This is a genomic window from Paenibacillus sp. FSL R5-0908 (assembly GCF_038006245.1).
Lineage (GTDB): Bacteria > Bacillota > Bacilli > Paenibacillales > Paenibacillaceae > Paenibacillus_AQ > Paenibacillus_AQ odorifer.
Genome location: NZ_JBBOUV010000001.1, coordinates 568,410 through 590,552 on the forward strand (window position 1 = coordinate 568,410; position 22,143 = coordinate 590,552).

A 22,143-nucleotide genomic window follows, 5' to 3' on the forward strand; every position below is an offset into this window, starting at 1 on the left:
ATGAAAATCAAAAAGACCGGGACCCTCATCATGATGGTCCTGTTTAGTATGTTCATGTTACCCATGCTGGCGTATGCCGACGATAACAATCCAATTACTAAGATCAAGGAGAAAATGAAGTTTAATTGGAAGGTGCTGGACGGTCTCGACTTTGTATTTACCCCGATTGGCCTCGTGATCTCCTTACTGACGATAGCCACGCTGGTATTTGTGGTCGTTCGTGTGATCATCAAACTGGTCAAAATCAGTACCGGGAAAGGCACCATCAAGGATAAATGGTTCTGGATTGAAGCAGGCCTCATTGTATTTATCGTGTTCCTGTTCATCAGTGGAGCCTTCTTCAGCTTCCTGGAAAATATCTATAACTGGACATCCACACAGGATCTTGGAGGTGAAAAGTCAGCCTTTTGGTCCCAGCCGGATATTCGTAAATTAAGGGGCTAACGCAGGGATGGACAACGATTATATCTCGAAAATGAAAAAAATGTATACCGTTGATCTAGGTGTAGTGGATGATTTGAACTGGTTCTTAGTCCTGGCAGGTGCCGCAGGGACGATACTCTGTGTTCTCGCCTTAGCCTACTGGCTGATCCGTTTTTTTGCGTTCCTGTTATCCGCCAGCCGGGGGGCAAAGAGCCTGAAGGATACAACCTTTTGGAAGCGGATGGCGGTAGCGCTGGGGCTGATTCTGTTATTCATGACCGGCTCGGTATTTACCCTGCTGTCACAGTTCTATGATTATATGGCGATTTGGGGGTGGGGAGGTTGAGACAACGATTTCGGGTGTTGGCCGTTCTGCTGCTATTGTTGCTCGGTTTCACGAACCATCTGCTGACCGTAACGGTTCACGCATCACCCAGTCAGATCGTAGCTTCAAAACAAACGGATGTGAAGATCGCCTCGGCTTTGCCAACACCAACTACAGTGCCGACCAGTACAGAGGAGCCTGCCGAACGGGAAACGAGCTGGTACATTCCCGGCTGGGTAGATGATATGATTCAAAAAGTCGATGACATGATTCAGTCGTTCAAGGATCTCATGTCCGGCAAGCTGATCAAAGATGCGATTGAAGGCCTCATCGTCCTGCTGGTGGATGAGCTCATGTCCCCACTCTATGATGCCTTTGCCAAAAGTTACTTGTTCACGCCGCAAATCGCAGAAATCGCAATGGTGCAGTCAGGCTGGTCGCTCTTTATGATCATTGGCCTGGTGCTGCTCTTTATCGGGATTTCGTGGTTAACCTTCAAAATCATTCAAGGCAAAAAGGACCTGGGCAGTTTGCTCAAGGTCTTTTTAGTTTGTTTTGTTGCTACGTATTTCTCGCTCACAGTGCTGAATATCGCCAATGTCGGCATCAACTGGATTGCCAGCAAGATGTTCGAGGGGATTATCGGCACCAGCGGTATTGCCTATGAAGGCTTAGAGGGACAGCAGATTCTGAAAGCGATGATTGTTGGTGCCGATGGAATTACAGATGCCGCATATGCCGCCCAAACCCTCGGTGAGCTGACCGTGTCCACCAGCGGCGGAATCTTTAATCTGCTCAGTTATTTGTTACTGGTCGTATTGCCCCTTTATGTGGTTGCTGTACTCAAGACCCTGGTGCTCATCTTTATGGCAATGTTGGTCAATCTATGGATTACCCAATCGGCCTATACCGGAAAAATGGAGACGCTGCTGGGGTTTGCCAATCTCTATCTGCGGACGCTCCTTGTTGGCCTGATCTGCGGTTTGCATTGGGCGATTTTTGTGAAAATGCAGACGGATTACGGCGAGGGTGAAGGATTTTGTGCTGCGTTAGGTATACCGCCCATCATCTTTGCGATTCTCAGTGCGCTGGCATTACTCGTGTTCTTCTTCTTTTTCTGGCTGAAGCCGCTGATGAAAGCCGTGCAGCATCCGGTGACACTGAACGGAGCACAGGTGCTCGATTCCGTGGGGAAATGGGGAGAACGGACGTCAACGTCTCTGGATTCCATGGGCAAGCGGATGGGCTCGGAAGGCGTACAGAAGAAGGCGCTGAGCATGCAGGAAGCCAGTAAACGGATGCAGCAAGCGGCAGATCGGATGCGTACCCAGCGCAGTGTAGGCAAGGACAAGCTGGCCTCGACACTTAGCGGTGGACTCTCTGAATCGGTGCAAGGCATTGCTTATCATGAGCCGGAGGAATGGCTCCAAGAGGGCGGTCAGATCCATGTGGAGGCTTCGCATGAGCTGACGCTGGGTGAGTCGGAAATCAAATCTTCGGCGCTGAATATCTCTGAGATACTGGGAGACGAAGGGTTCCGTAGTGTCTCCTTGCTGAAGGCACCTGTGGCCCAGCGTAAACAGCTGACTAAGAAGCTTAGTACCCTGAAGAAGGAATACCAGGAAGATGTCCAGTGGGATGAGGATACCGGTGAATTGATCCTGGCCGGTCCTACCCTGGATATGCTGCCCCAGCTGGAGCAGGAAGGATTCGATATCTCTGCGGTACGTGAGGGCATGTACAAGGATGGAGCCTTTGTAGATCTGAATAGTACACCGAAGATTTCACTGCTCTCAGGCTCCTCCGAAGCGGAGCAGGCAGCAGAGCGGATTAAAGAAGCCCTACCGCTCTACACACAGGCGAAGCTACCCCAAGGCAAGGCCTCTTCGGCCTACCATGCGCTGCAGGAACGTGCCGATGAATATCCATGGGTGAAGGAGCTGCTGCTGGAGCAGGGTGTATTATGGCTACCGGATGATGACCTGGAAGAGGCTACTGAAGTGCTGGAAGGGATGCTTACCCAAACGACCCGGAAGATCCGGGTGAACTTCCCGCGTCACTCCCGGTTTGCCGCCATTATGATCGCGGATTGGGAGCGTACCGGTATATCGGAGGCGCTGGTGGAAGTGCTGGAACTGGCTAAAGATGAATCTCATGCCTTTATTCCAGAAGAACATTTTAGCGAATTCCAAAAGGCGTATGACAGCTACCGAAAAGACCGGATTCCCTACTGGCGAGCGAAAGATGGCGCAGTCTATGTCATTAAAGACCGCGTGCCGGTCAACTATGGACAACCGCCGCTGGATGGTCTGGATATGGGCAGCTTTGAACAGCTGCAGAAGGAAATGCTGCATCGGCATGAACAGCAGCGGAGCAAGGAAGCTCAGCAGGCGAGCACGGCGAAAGCTCAAGATGCTGGAAAAGCGAAAGGTAAAGGGCAGGTGAAGTAAATGGATCAGGAACAGCAGGAACGGGAAGAGGAGCTGCTGCGCGCAAGCTTTATGGGCGATATCCGTGAGGATGTCCAGTTTCTAGGATTGTCGCTGAAAGATATCGGCTGGATCGTAGGAACCACACTCGTGATCGGGGGCTTCCCCTTTTTACTTCCGTTTCCGGTGGTATTCAAAATGACCTGGATCGTAGCCATCTTCATGATGAGCACACTGGGGCAATGGCTCAAGTGGCCGTATCGTCTGAAGCGCTACATCCATGATGCACAGCAAAAGAAGGAAGGAGCCGGGGAAGACCTCGGTTCCTTTCTTGGCGTGGAGGAGGATGGCTGGCTCTACCGCAGCGGAAAAACCTTGCATGTGGTGTCTTCGTTATCGGCATCCCCGTGGAAAACGGCGGTGTATGCACAGAAACGGACACGGATCGGCGGCTTTGAACAGTTTCTGCGTGCCATGGTGCAGGAAGGCTTCTCGGCACAAATCTCAGCGGAGCAGATCCCGGATGTCCGGCTGGAGCTGTGGAATCAGAAACGAAACCATCCGGCGAAGAGTCCAGGCATCCAGGCCATGAAACTGAACCGCATCGAGATGTGGGAGAGGCTGGCAAGAGACGGAAAGGCGCTGCGCAGTGAATTTACGCTGACCCTCACGACCACGGAACCGAAAATCAAGATCAGGGAACGGGCAGATGAACCAGCAGATCTGAATCCGGAAGCGCTGAAACGTTTCCGGCTGCTGAGTGAGCTGCAGGAGAAAAAGGATCGTGTGCTCCATACGCTCACTTCACATGGTGGGCATAGCACATCGCTATTATCCGGATTTTCGCTGCCGGAGATTGTGGGGCGTTGGTGGGACCGGACGGCATGGGAGGCTTGGAAGATGAATGGAGACTCATGGGCTGAACCCAGCCCATATGAAGTGTCCGAAAACTCAGACCCGTTAAATGAGCAGGAGACAGAGCAGAATGTACTGGAAGCGGAAGGCCAAGAACCAGATGAAAAGCGTTCGCTATTCAGTCCATCGCTAGTCAAGTTCATTCAAGACGATCCTCCAGTGGAAGACCACGCGGAGAATGAAGCCATGCCAGACATTCAGGAGGAAAAAATCCCCGCACCATTGGTGTTCGAGGATGCGGTCCGTGAGTCGTCATGGAGAAGCGCATTGCAGCTCGGGAAATGGCCTATAGCCCGATGGCTGCAAAGCGGTAAACATGGAATCTCCTTTCTTCGAACAACCTGGAGTACGAGGCTTCTCCCTTGGCTTAGCAGGCTGAAACGGAATTGCCGTGTGGGCTGGACGAAGGTTAGAGCTCGAAAGGTTGAATCTCCAGCAACTACGTTAGAACACACAACAAATGAGCTGGCAGGAGCAGAAGTTTCACAAAAAGTGCTGCCTACACCCGAAGCTAGTCAACTTCAAGGGGTTGTACTGCTGACCTCACCCATACCCAGTGGCAAGTCTTTTCTGGCTGCGAATCTTGGGGTGGCGGAAAGTCTATCCGGTACTACCGTGAGCATCGTGGATCTATCACCGGATCAGGGGACCCGGACGGTGCTGAATCCGCTGCAGCAACCTTCGGAACTGGACGCCTGGGACAGCTGGTCAGGGAAAGCAGCAGACTGGCTGCTGTTTACCCCTACACGTTATCCCGCCTTGCAGGAAGTGGAGCAGCTGCTGCAGCGCCGGGCAGCGGAAGATGGACTGGTCATTGCCGAGATCCCCTGGAATTATCCTGAACGGGAGACGCTAATGCAGCGGTATCGTTCCATCGCAGTGCTGGATTGTGATTACCACCATTGGCTGCGCTTCGTTGAAGCTGCCCAGCACTGGGAAGGGGAGTTCTGGCTGAACCAGAGTACCCCGGACATGGCTCCCCGGATGGCCTCCCTGCTCAAGGAACAGTATCAGCAGACGTATACGGCAGTCTATCCGTACTGTCCATCGGCTACCTATAGCTTGTATCAGGGCCGGCCTCTGGCACTTGATCCCGACAAACGCAGTGTACTGAACGTACACGCAAATAGAGAGGAGACCCCCAATGAGCCTGCTCAAACATACGAAGCGGTTAGTTAAACAGTGGAAGAAGCAGCCCCGGCAACTGGTGGTGAACATGGTGGACGGCAAGGATGGGAAGACCGGCCATTATGTGCGGGTGCTCATGGTCCAGGAGTATCCGCCGGAGATCATCGCCGGGTATCTGGATCAGCTGGATGGCATCGTGACCCATGCCGGGGCCACCTTACGGAAGACGATCCGGTATGCGCAAAGCGATATTAAATTCAACACCCGAATGAAGTACAAGCTGAACCGGCTAACGGCCAGTATTCAGGATCAGAGTGAAACCGATCCGGCGCGGAATGCAGAGATTGCTGCGAAGGAGACCATTTTAGCCTTGCGGGATTCCACGCTGTCCAGTGATCACAAGCTGGTTGAAGTGCAGACCTTCTTAACGATATCCGCACCGAAGCAGCACCAGATCGAGGCGGCAGAGGCGGGGCTGAAGCTGTGGTTCGATAACATGTCCGGGAAGCTCAGCGAACTGAAGCGTGAGCAGCAGGAGGCGATGCGGCAAACCGCCCCGGCCTTTGACCCCTACAGTGAGCACAGTGAATTTTTCAACAAGACCCATTATGGGCGGGTCACGACTGATTCGGTCGCGGCACGCACCTACCCCATGACCCGAGGCTCGTTCTCGGATAGCGAAGGACTGTATTTTGGTCGCCGGACCGAGGACGGCGGCTTTTGTTTTGTGAATCTCTGTGATCCGGATGATCCCCGGGCGCAGAATGTGACCGTGTTCGGCAAGACCGGGGAAGGCAAAAGTTACTTCCTGAAGGCGCTGGTGGTCTCTTTGCTGGAAGAAGGCGTGCATGTATTTGTCTTTGACCTGGACGGTGAATGGCGGGAGCTCTGTGCGTATGTGGGCGGTGTCTATATTGACCACACCACAGAAGAAGGACGGTATTTTGAACCGCTGACGATCATGCCAGCTATCACCGAGATTGATGAGGAATGTGCGCAGTATAATCGCTCCCGGTACAAGATGGCTGAGAAAAGCGGCGTGCGCACCTTCTCGCTGCTCGGGGAGAATTTAACCCGTCCGGAAATCTTTGAAGTGGGCGAAGCTATTCGTAGAGTTTACTATGCTGCAGGGATCGAGAAGAAGCAGCCGGAAACCTGGAATGCGCCTACCGGACCGAAACCGACCATTCATGCAGTGTTCGCAGAAATTGAGGACGCTGCTCATAGTAATGCCGATGCCAAAAGTTTGTACGACAAAATTAAGATCTATTTCATCGGAATCTACGATGATATTTTCCAAATCGAAGAGGCCTCCAGCTTTGATCAGAAAGCGCCGTTGGTCGTCTACCGGGTCGGCTCCGGCGAGGAGGACGAATCCAAAAAGGATGAATCAGCGAAGCAAGCACAGATCAAGATGTCGATGGCCTTTGAACAAGTCAATGCGAACATTCATCTGCTCAAAATTGCCGGTGCTGACTTTTCTGCCGTGCTGGTGGATGAAGGGCAGCGGCAGCTGCAAAATCCGGAACTGCGTAGTTATGTCTTCACCTGGTACACAGCGATTCGCAAGCAGAACGGCATGATGATCCTGGCAGGCAATTCTCCGGCGATTATGCTGGATACCGCAGCTGGGGTGGGCATGTGGGAGAACACGAGCGTGCGCGTGTACTTTTACATGGAGCAATCCGCAGTACGTTTACTCTCCTCCCACGCGGATCTGCCGAGCGAGATTCAGGATCTCATTACGCAGAATGAAGGCACGCAACGCTACATCTTAGAGAACCACAAACGCTACGATGAACTGATTATGCATGTCCCTCCGGAAGAACATGTCCTGTACAAAACGCGGGGACTGAAGACTGCAGGGTAGAGGAGGGGAACAGGTGGAAGTCAGTAAAAAGGCCAGGGAGATGAAGAAAATCATCGGTCTGCTGTCGGCGCTTAGTTCCCCGGGAATCGGTTTGGTGCTGATCTTCCTGGGACTTGCCGCGCTGATCATGTTGTTTGTCTTCTTGCCGTTCATGATCTTTTCGGATGCGGACAGCTATAAGCCACAATCAAGTGGTCAGTATGCCTGGATGGCTCCCGTGCAGCTGGACGTGGACGGAACGGCATATGTCTGGCCGGTGCCGACCCTTGACCGGGTTTCTTCCCCATTTGCGCTACGCGATCTGTTTGGCACCACCCGAATGCACAAGGGGATTGATATTGCGAACGGTGCCGCAAACACCGAGCTACAGGCGGTCTATGCGATGGCTGCGGGAACGGTGACGCTGGCTGGAGCCGCCAGTGGTTATGGTCAGGCGATTATGATCGATCATGGCAACGGGCTTGTAACCACCTATGGGCATCTTTCTGCTCAGATGAACGTATCGGTGGGCGATGTGGTGAGCAAAGGGCAACTGATCGGAGCTATTGGGCAAGGCATCGTCGGACGCTCTACCGGCCCCCATTTACATTTTCAAGTGGAACTGAACGGGGTGCCGGTTGATCCATTGGAGTATGTCTTTGCTCCAGGTACAGAGATGCCTACTCTGCCTAGAGAGCTAGGATATCAGTCTTTAAATATCGAAGTTGTGCTGCAGTTTCTGGAGAAGCGTAAATCAGCCCTGGCGGACCGCAGCCTGCTGCAGATGATTGATGATGCGGGGCGAACCAAAAATGTCTCTCCATATCTGCTGATTGCCATTACCGGTCAAGAGCAGTCTTTTGTGCCGAGAAACAATAACCATGCCTCGGAGATTATCCGTAATCCGTGGAATGTATTTGGCTGCTGGGTGCGACTTGTTCTGCTATAACCGTCATGAACGGGAAAAGCAGGGATTCATAAGAATCTAACTTTGTAACTGAAGAGAGGAATGACGGAGCCATGTTTCCTGAAACTCTCTCGTTAATCCTCCTGTGTGCAGGATCGATGGCGAATCCATCCTGTACAAAGCCAGGTGAAGTCGGCTGAATGAAAGCTACAGCCACCCGAAAGGGAAGGTATGCTGACAGATAGGCCGGACGGCTGAAAAGTAAATGATGGTGAGAATGACCCAGGGGTCTGACGAACTGCCGAATGTACGGGCCTATATCCGAGCGATACGGAAACGTGTTGTCTACCAACTGGTAGAGTGGATGGCGAAGAGTACAAATCCAGCATAGGAAACTCGCTATATCGAACGATGGCGATATCCAGTCCACAGGTTCAAAGGCAGCACCTAAGATTTACATGGATAGCTAGGTTGCAAGGAACAAGGAAAGCAAGGGACGTCGTTAGTTGGATCGCCATCCTAGACGGTTGCTATAAGGCTTTGCCGAAATGCATTCATCCTTGTGAGAGTAAGGGAATGACCGATGATACGCCCGTAATAGGCGTGGAGGAATATCCCTGAGTCTTTTTAGATGAAATGTTTATTTTCCAAATGTGAACTGCACCGATCAGGTAAGAAAGTGGGAACATCCTCCACGAAAGGAGAGATGCCACTGTGCAGGCGCTTCGGTATTGGGACTATTACAACATGACAGGAACCTTTACGGATTTGTACGAAAGGGCAAGAAAGAAGGAGCGCTTCGGCTTTCTCTACGACTTGATTACGTCACGGGAGAATATCCTTCTCGCCTTTCGGACCATCAAGTCCAACAAAGGTTCTCAAACCGCAGGAACGGACAGAAAGACCATTGCAGACCTTAAGGTGTTGACAGACGAAGAACTCGTAAACGTAGTACGGGATAAATTATTGAATTATCGTCCTAAGCAAGTCAGGCGCGTCTTCATTCCTAAACCGAACGGTAAACTAAGGCCGTTAGGGATTCCATGTATGTTGGATAGAGTCATTCAGCAGAGCTTCAAGCAGATCCTTGAGCCAATTGCAGAAGCTCATTTCTACAGACATAGTTACGGCTTTAGACCGCTCAGATCAGCCCATCATGCATTAGCAAGATCACAATATCTTGTGAACCGCATTGGGCTGCACTATGTCGTAGATGTTGATGTTCAAGGTTTCTTTGACAATGTCAACCATACCTTGCTCATTAAGCAATTATGGAACTTGGGAATTCAAGACAGGAAAGTTCTACGCATTATCAGCAAAATGCTAAAAGCTGAGATTGAGGGTGAAGGTAAACCCTCAAAAGGCACCCCACAGGGTGGTATTTTATCTCCACTTCTCTCGAATATTGTTCTGCATGATCTGGATCAATGGATAGCTGGGCAATGGGAAGAATTTGCTACGGTCTACCCGTACTCCACAAGTACCAATAAAAATAAGGCTTTGAAGAAAACGAGGCTTAAAGAGGGGTACCTGGTGCGCTATGCGGATGACTTCAAAATCTTTTGTCGGGATTGGAGAACGGCCCAAAAGTGGTATGTAGCGGTCAGACTTTACCTCAAAGAACGCCTGAAACTTGAACTTTCACCAGACAAATCGAAAATCGTTAACCTGCGTAAGCGTCCTTCTGAGTTTCTAGGGTTTACGATTCGTGCGGTGAAAAAGGGTGATATAAGAGTGGCGCATACGGGTATCAACCGCAAGAAAAAAACGCAAATCAAAATGATGGCTAAGAAACATATTCGTCTCATGCGGAGACGGCCAACAGCCCGCAATGCTAATCTCTACAATAGTTTCGTACTGGGAATTCATAACTATTTTAAACGGGCAACTTTAGTCAACCTGGAGTTCTCACGTCTTGCCTATGATCTTCGGACGTTCACCTATAATCGACTTAAGCAGGTCGGGAAGTATGAGCACCCATCCAATCCACCACCGACATATACCAAATGGTACAACGTCAACTATCGAACATTCAACGTCGGTGGAGTGTATCTATATCCCATAAAGGATGTGCAAATGGTCATTAACTCTTATCAATTCAAACAAGAGTTAACTCCGTTTACGCAAGAAGGCAGGGAAGAGATTCACCAAAAGCTTAAACCCCATCTTCAAGTGGAAATCGTAAGACTGATGACATCGTATATCCCTAACTGCAGTGTGGAGTATTTGGATAACCGAATAAGCCGGTACAGCATGAAGCTTGGAAGATGCGAAATAACAGGCTCATTCTTATACGCAGATGAAGTTCATTGTCATCATTATCTGCCGGTTAGCCTGGGGGGGACGGACCGATTCAGTAATTTGCGAATTCTCCATAAGGATGTTCATACGCTCATACATGCCAAGAAGCAGGAAACGATTATAGCACTCATGACCGGACTCGGAATGACCGAGCAGATGGTCAACATGATAAACCAATATCGGAAGATGAGTAACTTGGAACTTATAAACGAAGTGATCTAAAAAGATGGAACGCCGTGTGCGCTGAAAGGTGCATGCACGGTGTGGGGGAGGGGAAAAGGCGGCGATCGCATCAAAACCTTACCTATTCCTATTGCAAGGGGAAAGGTGCACAGCTCTCGACTGGTGAGTCCGCGCAGATTGCGGCGAATACGATCATTAAGCTGTCTCAGGATCTTCCTGCCGGAAGAGATCCCATCCAGTGGTTGTCGGCTAAAGATAATCCGCGTGGCTACTATGCTGCAGACAACGGATGGTGGATCGGGGTATCCAAGTACTTCAAATTGTTAGTAGCGGGGAGTGGTTGAAATGAATTTAACAGTTGTTATTATCGCGATATTGCTTTGGGTGTTTTACAAGAAAGGCAGCAATGCTTTGCCGACCTGGCTCGTCAAAGCATTGGGTGTATTTTTGGTGATCATGCTGCTGCGCAATCTGAGTGAAGCGTATCACTTTGTGTTTGATGAATCGGATGCGTGGTGGCCTCTGGTGAAAGAGAATGCGGCGCGTTTTAATCAGCAGCTGAGAGATCTAATCCAAATGATGATGAAAGGAAGTTGAGTCCATAGTGAGCACTCCAGATCCACCGTCAAAAGAATCTTTTGGACAGTTCGTGAATCGCCTGACCGTCCTGGCTGCGCTGGGAAGTGTAGTCGTATTGTTTCTGGAGCCAGCGCCAGAACTCAGCCAATTGGCACAAACGGTGCTCCGGTATGCCGTCACATTATGGTTGGGCATTGTGGGTGTACCTTATATTGCGCGAGTGGCTTGGAAGCATCGGAAACGCTTGTGGCCAGGGATTATCCATTTGCGGCAAATGATCCGAAACGGGGAAAGGAGACCGGGTCCATCGTCAGCAGATATTTCGCTGAGCAAGCTGCCGAATGCCGGGGGTGTGGAATCTATGCCTTCCGCATCTGAGCGGGGAGAACCCAATCATAGGCCGTTTGTGCTTGCAAATGAACAGAGTGTTCAATCAGGACCCTATGCGCTATTCCCGCCGAATCCTCGGCCTCATTCTTCTTCTACATTATCGGCAGAGCAGGCATCGGAGCTCATCTTCAATACCGTACAACTGGCGGGGTTAAAAATGGAGGAACCGCCAGAAATTCTGTCCATCGATGCCGGTCCAACGCTACAAACCATTTCCTTTCGATTACCGGCCCGGCTGCAGCTCAGTGACCTCGTGAAGAAAAGAGATGATCTGGCGAACCATATCGGTCATGACCGGAGTTTCGCGGTGACCTCATCCCCGTTTTCAAGCGCAGCAGCCTTTATATTGCCTCATGCGGAACGGGCATTTGTATATATGAGTGACATGGTACAGGACCTGAAGGTGTTTGCTCAAACAGCTCAACTGCCTATGGTGTTCGGGAAGGATATGGAGGGCAAACCGATACTGGTGGACTTAGCCAAATTACCGCATTTGCTTGTGGCAGGTGCTACCGGCTCCGGGAAATCTGTTTTTATTAATGGGCTGCTAACTTCATTAGCTTCTACGCGTTCACCCCAGCAAGTCCAGTTTCTGCTCATTGATCCGAAGATGGTCGAGTTTACGATGTATACCGGCTTGCCGCATCTGATCTCCCCGCCAGTCACTGACCCGAAACGGGCCGCATTGACGCTCAAGAAGCTAGTGGTGGAGATGGAAAAGCGCTATAAGCATTTTGCGGAAGCCGGTGTACGGAACTTGCTGCAGTATAACCGGAATCATCCCCAGGATCAGATGCCGTATATCGTGACCGTAATGGATGAATACGCCGACCTGATGGTCATTGCCCGTGCGGATGTGGAAGAAACCGTGCAACGCCTGACCCAAATGGGACGAGCTGCGGGTCTCCATCTCATTTTGGGAACCCAGCGCCCCAGTGTGGATGTTGTGACAGGCGTGATTAAATCGAACCTGCCGTCCCGGGTCGCTTTTCATTTGCTGAGTGTCTATGACTTCAAAACCGTCATGGATACAGGTGGTCCGCATTTGCTCGGTGGCGGGGATGGAATCTGCATGCTGAACGGTGGCGGACAGAAGAGGTTCCAATCGGCGGCGATTAGCGCGGATGATGATGAGACGACTAGGTACATTGAAGAGTTGAAACGCTATTGGTTGAATGAAGTGCGGCTACGGAAAGTAGATCCAGAAATAAGGGTGGATGGGGATTCTTCTTTGCTTAGTGAAATAGACGATGAGGAAGTCCATGAGCCAATAGGTGGTGAGGATGAAACTGTCGGACCATCACCACTAAGCGTGGCTCCATTAGTGGAGTGGACAGATGTGGAGGAAGAGGAATTGCCACCAATAAATGAGAGTGTGTACGATCAGGTCATTCGGTTGGCGCGGGAGCATCATGGTGTATCTGGAAGACTACTGCAGCATGCGCTGAATGTTGATTATGTGACGGCAGCTACTTATGTGGAACAACTCAGCAAAGAAGGAAAGGTGGCACTTGAGTATGATACGGAGACGGGGTTGAAGCCTTGGCTGGCAGATACCAAAGAGAGTGATGAAGAATTACTGCTTCGGGTTCAGCGGATGATTTGTGAGACGAGATCCACCCGTTCAACCGATATTCAGCAAGCCCTTGGGATTCGCAAGGAAAAGGTATTGCAACTGTTGAGCCAACTGGTGAAGATTGATTTTTTACTCCCTCCGACAAGTACCAAAGGAGGGTATACGCTAGCTTGGGCTGATGAGCAAATTGAACGATTTTTATTCCATGAGAAGGAATAAGCGTTGTTCAATGGATTTCTAGTTCCCGTTTCTAGTTCCAGCCTTAAAGCCGAAAAACCGCATTGATATGGGCTTATTTGTTTATGGGAAATAGCCAAATCATTCGGGAACTAGAACGGGAACTAGAAAATTCAGTCTGACTTTAATCAAAAATAGGGAGTGAGTGGATATGTTAATTGAACAATTAGGAAAGTTTTCATTGTGGAAAGACGGCAGTAGTTATTACAGGGTGAAAGAGGGCAAGAAACGAATTGGCTCTTTTCTTTTGTTGGGGGAGGCTATTAAATATATTAAGCAACTGCGGAGGGAGAATGAACGAGTAGGTATTAAAAGAAAATAAATTTTCAGGCTATCATGGCCTTATTTAGCTGAACGGGCGGTTTAGTTGAAGATTATTTGCGGGGAACCATATCATAAATAAGGCGAAATTTTTATGGACGCAACCTTTGTAAATTCCCCAAGTCTGCAATGTAATCGAGGAGTCTGCTGGGGGCTGCTTCTGTGCGGCGTGGGTTCCTTAGTTCATGGCGCTTAAAGCGCCTATTGACAAAGTAAACTTCATTGTTTAATATATCTAAAAATATAGAAATATAAACTAACGGAAGGAAGACGACCGATGAATAATGAGCAGTCACATTATGATGCAGTAAAAATATTCAAAGCACTCGGGGAACCAACCCGGTTAAATATTGTAAAACTCTTAAGCAAGCATAAAGAATTATGCTGTACTGAGCTTGGGGAACATCTGGATTTTAAAGGCTCCACTCTTTCGCACCATTTGAAACAGCTTGTCGACTGCGGGGTATTAAGGCTGTCACGCAAAGAAGGGACCTATCACTTTTATCAACTCAATCAGGAAACATTAAAGCGTCACGTTGTGATTGCGGAAGATTGAACTTTTTAGTTTTATTTCCGTAAATATAGAATAATTAAACTATGGGACTTCAAATGAACGAACATGCTGTCACTTTTTGACAGTTATCTTTTTTATCCTATACATTTATATATTTAAATGTATTAATTCAGTAAAGGCACCTAAAAGGAGAGTCGTCAATGAATAAAATGGGACTTGTTTATTTGCTCGCTTTCGGAGGTTTTGTTATGGGAACGGCTGAAATGGTCGTAATGGGGATTTTGGGAATGATCTCAGAAGATCTTAACGTATCCGTAGGCACAGCCGGCCAATTAGTTACTCTATATGCCATTGTATTTGCGGTAGGAACCCCGATTCTTGTTTCGCTTACCGGCAAAATGAAGAGAAAAAGGCTTCTCATTCTAACCTTTATTCTTTTCGTCGTCGGCAATTTGATTGCCTTCTTCAGTCCGAATTTTACCGTCCTGATGCTCTCAAGAATGATTCTGGCCGCCAGTCAAGGCGTATTTACAGTGGTCGCCCTAATGGCAAGCTCCAGTCTGGTGGAGCCCGAGAAGCAGGGCAGCGCCATGGGCATCATTTATATGGGATTCAGTACAGCCCTGGTTGCGGGAACTCCCCTCGGAACAATAATCGGTGAATTCTGGGGATGGCGGCCTGTGTTTATGCTGATTGCCGCACTGAGTCTGCTAACCATTGTCGGAATTGCCGCATGGATGCCGGAGATAAAAGAACAGAAGCCGGTTGCGATTCGGGATCAGTTGTTAGCGCTTAGGGACCGTCGAATGGTCAGCGGTCTTGCGATCACCTTTTTCTGGATTGCCGGGTATCAGTTGATGTTCACTTACATCGCTCCTTTTCTCCAGACTGCCGTGGGCATGGATACGACTCAGATCAGCACGGCTCTTTTCGTATGCGGTCTATTCGCTGTCGTGGGGTCACGCCTTGGAGGCTACGGTGCGGATAAGTGGGGAATTGGCAAGGCGCTGCTCGTCAGCCTGCTTCTCCATGCAGCTTCGTTAGCTCTACTTCCTCTTGCAGCAGCTACGATGGCGAGTGCGCTGATCATTCTGGCTGTCTGGTTCGGGGCGGCCTGGATGACGACTCCTGTACAGCAGTATTACCTCATTTCCCTTTCTCGGGAGTCTTCCGGTCTTGCGCTGGGACTTAATAGTTCCATCCTTCAGCTTGGAATGGCAGTGGGTGCCGGCCTAGGCGGATGGGTGGTCAATCAGACATCCCTCATGCAACTGGGATGGGTCGGAGCTATAAGTCTTCTGCTTAGTTTGACCGCTGCTCTGTACTCCTTCTCGCTCAAAAGCAAAAGAAAGCCTGGATTTGGTCATTAAACTCCCCCATGACGATCGTGAGAGGGGGGATGCCTGACCGTTAGTTTGTTGCAAGCCCCATTAGGATAGAAAACATGAATTAAGGTGAGGTGCGAAAATGAATAATTATCGTTTGAGGATAGGAAACAGCAGTATTGTTTTGGGAAATGAGCTGAATGTTGAAGCCATGACGGCCCAGCCACCTGTCAGCACCATCGTACAGCATGACAATGGAGCTGTAGACTGGAATCTTCCCGTAGGCGTGTACCGTGCCAAGGATATCGTAAGAGAACTGGACACTTTACTGGAGGCAGTGCTTGTTCAGCTTGGAAGGGCGGCTGATGCGGAGGCGTTGCTGTACAATCTCCAAGCGAATCTGGCGATTGCCGGGAGGGAATCGGATCTGCCGCTCGAGCAGCTGGCTCTTGAGACGAAGTCCGGCATTGAGCTGACCCGGCAGGCGCAACGGATCGGAGAGAGCATATCCCGTTGGGCCCGAGAGTTCAACGCCGAAAAATGGGCATTCGAAACCTATGGAAGCTCCACTCTTGACCATTTGCATTTCAGAAGCCACTGTGACAACCATTTATGGACACATCGGGTTGCAAACCTGCTGATGGGGCCTGCAGGCAGTCCTGTCGTGATGCAGTTGTTCAACGAATACCTGCATCAGGCCATCCTGTTGAGGGACGCGCTCCTGCCTTTCGAGAATTGGGAGGAAGTGCCGATCAAGATAACCGCTGACAGTAGCCGGGGCAAAGGCATGAGATTTGTCGAGCGGGGCCGGGCGGAGTTTTTCTCCAAGCTGCTGGGCAAAAGAATGTCACACAAGGCGATTGTACAATTTGCGCAAAGCGTGCTAAGTCCGGAACTGTTGACGGTTGGATACGGGTTTCAATACCGGCTCGGCGCCATACTTCCGGCAAGTCTATGTTCCGAACCGCTTAATGCTTCCCGTTATTTGCTTCGATGGTATCCTGTACAAATGGTGATGACCGGTAACGGAGACAAGTCTACACCTGTAGCTTTTGACTACGAATACAGTGATTACTATGCCGCACCCCGGAGTCAGACAGCTGTTGGCAGCCAGATCGCTGGATTGCAGCTGCCTGATCAGGAGCTGAAGAGCATAGATGAAGCCCTAATTGTTCCGTCCGGTGACCAGGAGCGGGTCGTGTTGCATTACAAACTGCATATCAAATCTGCCGAGTACACCGTGGATCTCGGTCAGGCCTTTAGAGGTCACAGGTTTATGTATCGCCCTATAGCGAACCCGGGATCGGATTCAGAACGTACGACGGGGACGCCATCGGATATGAACAGCCACTATACCCATGACATTCTGAGCCTGCACGGACTGGTCACAAACGAGTCGGGTACGCATTTTATTTCTGCTGATGGCAACCCTCTCGTGCTGTGGGCGCTGCTTGGCAAGCTCTATCCGGAGAACGTCGTTTTGCTTGAAGGGGTCCGTGAGCAAGAGCTTCAGAACGCTAGTCGTTCGGGTAAAGGATTTGGTACGAAATTTCTGATCTGCTGATCAGGAATCAGGTCAGAAGTCATTTGTGCACCTGCACAGATGGCTTTTTGGCGTTTAACTGCGTAACCAAACCAGAGTTTATTGTCTATGAAAATGTTTTAATAGTATAGGAGCACCCCCGCGTCGCGGCGAAAGGAACTTCGCCGTTAGCCCCGTTACGGTGAACCGTATCATAAGTAGGGGCAAGTTTTTTGTGAAAAAACTCGCAGGAGCCTGTATCTACAGCATGCGGACCATAGGAGCAAGGTAGGTCACACTCCGGTCGGAACGATGCGTAAACGGGCTTCTGCGGGTTTATTTGTGCTATAAAATATATGTAGGGAGAATTTACATGGTGATGTAAATCAATATATTTATTGTTCCAAATTCTCTATATATTAGAGTCAAGCTGAGGTCCACTCTTTGTTTCAGACTTCGGTTGCTCATAGCAGCGAACTTGTTTTTGACTCTGCCTATGATTTATATAAAATCTAATAAAATATTTATAAGAAATAAAGGTATTTTTAGGCCAATGTAGTATTTGGTATAAAGGGAGGCGTAAACAATGGGAGACGAAAAGAGAGCGCCAAGTCCTCCAAAGGACTCACTTTATGTATTTAGCGGAACCCGTTTTGCCAGGTTCATAGATATGGAGGACTTTAAGAATAAAGTAGAACAAATTCTCGCTACAGAAATCAGTGAAACAATGCCCCTTTCTAAAATGTATGAAATGATACAAGACCTGTACTTTCCAAACAAGAATGAAATAAATAAGATTTTATTTGAAAATATATTATATTCTGACTTGAATCACGTTTACTTATACAAGTTTTCATCTCCAAGTAAAGTTGAGGTTCAAGGATATAAAAGAAAGTTAAAGACCATCATTGAGGATATAAATCATAAGCCACATATAGTACCTGCGTTGCATCCAGCAATGAATGAAAATGGTTTTTACTTAATGGACCTTTTAGATATAACAGTATTAGGGGCAAAGTTTATAGCTGGCCATGACTTTGAAGAAACGGATGGTTTCGTAACAATTGCAAGGGTATTGTTTGTTGAAGCCGTTTTACTTACTAATGGAACTGTAGGCTATAATATAGCGGGTGCGCATATTGATTACAGCCAGGGAACAATTATGGTCCTAACTCAACATGTAGAGGGAATCGAAAAATATGATAAAGAAAAAATGGGGGAACTTGATTATGATCACTCTGTACCAGGTATAGTCAATCGTGTACAGAATCTTATCATTAATCAGTTGGAATTTACAATGAAGTTTGACGTAGAGGCAGACCGGCTTGGTTTGTTTAGCTTATGCAGACATCTGGATGATGAAATGCTTAAGGATATTCGCGAAATTGTCCGGACTCGTACAAGTGCGACTTTATCTAAGGCGGCTGATGAATTGTTTCATGATTCGAAGAACAGCCCTGTACCTGATGAAAAGCAGTCTTTTATTGATAGAACACAGTCTTCATTAATTGGAACTTTCATCAATACAAATGTAAAAAAAACAGAATTAAGAAAAAGGGCAAAAGATTTAAAACTACCTGGATATCCAACTAAAATTGATTTTACTTCGAAAAAATCAAGTAGAAGTTCAACAGAATCAGCTGGGGCGAGGAATCCAATTTCAGCTTCGGATATGTTTCATAGCTTGTACATTAGTTTTATTCAGGCAACAAGTTTACAGGTTTTCTCAATATCGTGGTTTACCGATTTTAAATATTTAAGACCAAGAAATACTGAGGTAATTCAAACTACAATCTATGCAACAGAAACAAGATTTAGATTAGTATTTAAGAGCCATAACCCACATGGAAAGGAGTTTTTGTTCCATGTCATTGGACAGATTTTTAATTGCCGCAAATACTAAATTTAAAAAATCAGATAAAGAAATAGTAGACTTGTTATTTCGATTAAGAAATATTGTTGGAATACAGGAATTCACTCTAGAGGATATACATCTAGTTTTTACCGCTGAAATATCGGAGCAGGACTTTTTTAATCTACTCTTTGAGAACGAGTGCCTCAATGAATCGTTTAATTATCACTGTAATAAGTATGGTGAGCATGAAATCGCAGATAGTATGCCATTTACATGTGTGTATTGTAAGGAACCAATTAAGGAAAAATCAAATGTTCATCACAGAATAAAGCATATGTTTGAGCTTAACACTGATTTTATAGGGGAGTTAAGGCGAATGGAAGAAGAGATGTTAAAGGAAATAATCGGAGAAGATTTCATTCCAAACTTTGAATTGTTGCGAGCTAACAAACCTAAATTGATTCCTTTTTTGGGGGCAGGAATTTCGACACCCTTTGGTTTACCTGCCTGGGGTGAAATGTTTATACGGATGAATAAGTTTATTAAATCTGAAAGCCGAGAAGTATTCGAGGAACTAATAAGCGAAGGTGATTACTTCGGAGCCTGTAGTTACCTGAGGGAGAACTCGGCAACTTTAACTAATGATAGCTTAATTCAAGAATATATTGCAGAGCAATTTGGTTCTCCAAATTTGGATATACCAGATAGTGAGCATAACATTAGAGATATGTTAAATCTAAATAGCGATTTTTATTTAACAACCAATTATGACAATATTTTGATGAACTTTATCCAAGGAATGAGAGTTCCACCAATTTTATTGCCCGAGGTCGAAAACGTTCACAGATTATTTGGTGAAAGAAAAAGTCGAATTATTCACGTTCATGGAAATCTTGAAAGACCAAGTACGATGGTAGTATCCGAAGAAAATTATAAGGCGTTATATACAAATGAAAAATATAAAGACATTTTAAAAACAATAATGGGAAGTAAAGTTTTAGTTTACATGGGGTTCTCCTTTAAAGACAAATTTTTTGTAAACCTACACAATGAAGTTATAAAAAACGTAGGTGGGAACCATTTCATTATTGCGCCTAATATAGATGTTTTTAGGGCTAGAAAGCTATCTGATGACAGCAACCTTAGAGTAATATCATTTAAATTAGACAAAGACGGGGATGTAAGAAAAGATTATGTTCAAAAGTTAAAATTTATTTTGCAACAATTAGCCAAATAGTTAATTTAGAACACTAAAAACCTATGTTATGACAAAGGTTTTTAGTGTTTTTTTTCAATCAGTACATTTCCATTTGAAGATAGATTATCAGTTTTATATCTCTTTCAATACTATAGTATAATTTTGTATCTCGATAGGGACTTTTGCCGATTCACAGCAAAAGCCCCTTCCGCCGTTTCGGCAGAAGGGGCCAGTTCAAAAAAATGCTGTTTCACCTGCGGGTTAAACTCCAGTTCAATGCTTCGCATGTCCTTCGGGACGCCGAAGTGAATCTGCCTGATGACGCTCTGGAAGAGGGTCTTCTGCGTTTCCGGGGGAGAGGAGTGCAGCAGCGAGTGGAATTGGCCCAGTAGTTGCTGTACCTGTTTCACCGGAATCGGGTCGGAGGTACATTCCATGAGCCGCTGCTCTACGTCGGTTTTACGCTCAAGGAGGCGTTCGTTCTGTTCCTTAAACTCGCTTAATCGCTCGATCAGCAGCCCCTCGTCCACTCCGTCCCTTTCGTACAGCTTAAAGTATTTCTTGCGTTGAGCGTCAATGGCGGCTATTTCCTTGTCGATCGCTTCCTGTTCCTTTTGTAAAGGAACCACGTTAACGTTAACGGTCCGATCTTTGTTCAGCTTCCGAACAACATCTTCAACAATTTTAGGCCTTTGGACCACCTCGGCCAGCCGATTAAATACGTACTGCTCGACGTCGTCCGCTTTGACGGAATTGGAACTGCATACTCTGCGTCCGCCATTGCGGAAGGCGGTGCAGACATAGTAGCGTCTCACCACTTTCCTTCCGTCCTTTAGAGTATCGCAGACACGGTGCGCTCCAAGCGTCGCCCCACATTGCGGACAGCGCATGAGGCCAACCAGTGGATACGTACCGTCAAAGGTACGGGGGGCGGAAAAGGACTTTTTCTGGAAAAGTGCCTGTACCACGTCCCAAAGTTCAGTAGCAATGATGGGTTCGTGAATCCCGTCCTCGATCATCGGGTTGGGGTTGATGCCCTTGCGCCGCTTCTCGCTCCAGTCCTCTCGCACATTATAGCGGATCTTCCCGATGTAGACCGGATTGTTGATGATTGTCTTAATCGCTACACTGCTAAAGAAATTCCCCGGCTTAGTCCGGTGGCCCTCATGGTTCATCTGATTGGCAATGCTCCGCAGGCCCTGGCCCTCCGCGTACAGATGAAAGATTTTGCGCACAACTTCGGCTTCCATGGAGTTTGGTTTGAGTACGACCTCGCTCTGTTTGCCAGAGGCAATCTCCACGCCATCGTAGCCCAGCACCTGTCCGCCGTTCCATTTGCCTTCCCGCGCCCGCTGCTTCATCCCCATCTTGACGTTCTCTACAATGATGCTCCGCTGGTACTCTGCAATGGAACCCATCATGTGCATCGTCATTCTGCCAGAAGCGGTGGACATATCGAACTCCTTTTCGGTTACACTGCAAAATAACACGTTGTGGCGTTTAAAGGTTTCCGTGAGAAAAGTGATGTCGGCAAGCTTCCTGGAGAGCCTATCCAAGCGCCACACCCAGACCTCGCGAATTTTTCCGCTTGCGATGTCTTGAAGCATTTCCTGAAGAGCGGGACGTTTTTCCATGGATTTACCGGAAATACCGGCATCCACATATTCCTTGAACACCACCTTATGCTCCGCTTTTGCGCGCCTTCGCAGTTCCTCAAGCTGCGCCTCTATGCTGAAGCCAAGCTCGGCCTGTTCGCTGGTGCTTACGCGAATGTAGAAGGCTACCCCCTCAATGATGATTGGCGGAAACTCCACATGATTTAGTAGGTTGACGGGTACCCTTGTCCTTTTTCTGGTGGTGAGGGTCATAGTGTATCTCTTCCTTTCGTCATGCGATTCTTCGGAATTGGGTAGTCTGGAGCAGTTCACAGGTCATTTCATATTCATCCTGCTTGATAGTTTGCATCTCCAGAAGATATTGAATGACCAGCCTTGTTTTGCGGTCGGCCAGCGCTGCTTGCCTAGATGGTTGTAGGCGAAGATGGCTGGAAACCATTCCAGACAACAGGCAGATGAATAGATCGTAGGAGTCGGACTGTTCGTGATACATAGGTAACCCCTTCAGGGATGATTATTTTTTCTTGCGGTGCTCAATGATCTCGAAAAC

Annotated in this window: 19 protein-coding genes; 17 read left to right on the forward strand and 2 right to left on the reverse strand. The window is 48.0% G+C overall.

Features of this window, described 5'->3' with window-relative positions; translation table 11 throughout:
- The 17 genes from MKZ09_RS02590 to MKZ09_RS02670 all read left to right on the forward strand — a co-directional run bounded on the left by MKZ09_RS02590 (nucleotide 1) and on the right by MKZ09_RS02670 (nucleotide 20,016).
- On the forward strand, nucleotides 1-444 hold the full coding sequence (locus MKZ09_RS02590) for a hypothetical protein (protein ID WP_076161860.1): 444 nt from the start codon (nucleotides 1-3) through the stop codon (nucleotides 442-444).
- Between the two features lie 7 nt (nucleotides 445-451).
- Nucleotides 452-769 carry a hypothetical protein gene (locus MKZ09_RS02595; protein ID WP_076161862.1) on the forward strand — a complete coding sequence of 106 codons (318 nt, stop codon included), beginning with the start codon at nucleotides 452-454 and terminating at the stop codon, nucleotides 767-769.
- Nucleotides 735-992, forward strand: a complete 258-nt coding sequence (locus MKZ09_RS02600; RefSeq protein ID WP_143766281.1) for a hypothetical protein — start codon at nucleotides 735-737, stop codon at nucleotides 990-992. Before MKZ09_RS02595 ends, MKZ09_RS02600 begins: the two co-directional genes overlap by 35 nt.
- Before the next feature lie 109 nt (nucleotides 993-1,101).
- Complete coding sequence (locus MKZ09_RS02605) at nucleotides 1,102-3,198, forward strand: hypothetical protein (RefSeq protein ID WP_143766280.1); 2,097 nt, start codon at nucleotides 1,102-1,104, stop codon at nucleotides 3,196-3,198.
- A complete protein-coding gene (locus MKZ09_RS02610; RefSeq protein WP_076208724.1) occupies nucleotides 3,199-5,271 on the forward strand; it encodes a hypothetical protein in 2,073 nt (690 codons plus the stop codon).
- On the forward strand, nucleotides 5,237-7,090 hold the full coding sequence (locus MKZ09_RS02615) for a TraG/VirB4 family ATPase (protein ID WP_076208725.1): 1,854 nt from the start codon (nucleotides 5,237-5,239) through the stop codon (nucleotides 7,088-7,090). Before MKZ09_RS02610 ends, MKZ09_RS02615 begins: the two co-directional genes overlap by 35 nt.
- 13 nt (nucleotides 7,091-7,103) lie before the next feature.
- The gene (locus MKZ09_RS02620; protein WP_076208726.1) at nucleotides 7,104-8,018 is read left to right on the forward strand and encodes a M23 family metallopeptidase; all 915 of its coding nucleotides are present in this window, start codon (nucleotides 7,104-7,106) and stop codon (nucleotides 8,016-8,018) included.
- Between the two features lie 672 nt (nucleotides 8,019-8,690).
- Nucleotides 8,691-10,499: a group II intron reverse transcriptase/maturase gene (ltrA, locus tag MKZ09_RS02625; RefSeq protein ID WP_179089686.1), complete on the forward strand. Its 1,809-nt coding sequence runs from the start codon at nucleotides 8,691-8,693 to the stop codon at nucleotides 10,497-10,499.
- Between the two features lie 41 nt (nucleotides 10,500-10,540).
- A complete protein-coding gene (locus tag MKZ09_RS02630; RefSeq protein ID WP_076161872.1) occupies nucleotides 10,541-10,804 on the forward strand; it encodes a hypothetical protein in 264 nt (87 codons plus the stop codon).
- A 1-nt stretch (nucleotide 10,805) separates the two neighbouring features.
- A complete protein-coding gene (locus MKZ09_RS02635; RefSeq protein WP_076161874.1) occupies nucleotides 10,806-11,057 on the forward strand; it encodes a hypothetical protein in 252 nt (83 codons plus the stop codon).
- Nucleotides 11,058-11,064: 7 nt separating this feature from the next.
- Nucleotides 11,065-13,224: an FtsK/SpoIIIE domain-containing protein gene (locus tag MKZ09_RS02640; protein ID WP_076161876.1), complete on the forward strand. Its 2,160-nt coding sequence runs from the start codon at nucleotides 11,065-11,067 to the stop codon at nucleotides 13,222-13,224.
- A 169-nt stretch (nucleotides 13,225-13,393) separates the two neighbouring features.
- Nucleotides 13,394-13,564 (forward strand): hypothetical protein, encoded by a 171-nt coding sequence (locus MKZ09_RS02645; RefSeq protein ID WP_179089653.1) that lies wholly within the window; start codon nucleotides 13,394-13,396, stop codon nucleotides 13,562-13,564.
- 276 nt (nucleotides 13,565-13,840) lie between these two features.
- Nucleotides 13,841-14,119 (forward strand): ArsR/SmtB family transcription factor, encoded by a 279-nt coding sequence (locus MKZ09_RS02650; RefSeq protein WP_076161878.1) that lies wholly within the window; start codon nucleotides 13,841-13,843, stop codon nucleotides 14,117-14,119.
- 158 nt (nucleotides 14,120-14,277) lie between these two features.
- Nucleotides 14,278-15,447 (forward strand): MFS transporter, encoded by a 1,170-nt coding sequence (locus MKZ09_RS02655; RefSeq protein ID WP_076161880.1) that lies wholly within the window; start codon nucleotides 14,278-14,280, stop codon nucleotides 15,445-15,447.
- A gap of 97 nt (nucleotides 15,448-15,544) precedes the next feature.
- Entirely contained in the window at nucleotides 15,545-16,966 is a 1,422-nt protein-coding gene (locus MKZ09_RS02660; RefSeq protein WP_076161881.1) for a hypothetical protein, read from the forward strand.
- A 544-nt stretch (nucleotides 16,967-17,510) separates the two neighbouring features.
- A complete protein-coding gene (locus MKZ09_RS02665; protein ID WP_076161883.1) occupies nucleotides 17,511-18,827 on the forward strand; it encodes a hypothetical protein in 1,317 nt (438 codons plus the stop codon).
- Nucleotides 18,790-20,016, forward strand: coding sequence for an SIR2 family NAD-dependent protein deacylase (locus MKZ09_RS02670; RefSeq protein ID WP_179089652.1), 1,227 nt, complete (start codon nucleotides 18,790-18,792; stop codon nucleotides 20,014-20,016). The genes MKZ09_RS02665 and MKZ09_RS02670 overlap by 38 nt, the downstream gene beginning before the upstream one ends.
- Nucleotides 20,017-20,126: 110 nt before the next feature.
- Here the strand turns inward: MKZ09_RS02670 and MKZ09_RS02675 are convergent, their stop codons facing one another.
- Both MKZ09_RS02675 and MKZ09_RS02680 read right to left on the reverse strand, forming a co-directional pair.
- Nucleotides 20,127-21,845 (reverse strand): recombinase family protein, encoded by a 1,719-nt coding sequence (locus tag MKZ09_RS02675; RefSeq protein WP_081389355.1) that lies wholly within the window; start codon nucleotides 21,843-21,845, stop codon nucleotides 20,127-20,129.
- 19 nt (nucleotides 21,846-21,864) lie between these two features.
- Nucleotides 21,865-22,086 (reverse strand): hypothetical protein, encoded by a 222-nt coding sequence (locus MKZ09_RS02680; protein ID WP_076161885.1) that lies wholly within the window; start codon nucleotides 22,084-22,086, stop codon nucleotides 21,865-21,867.
- Nucleotides 22,087-22,143 lie beyond the last annotated feature (57 nt).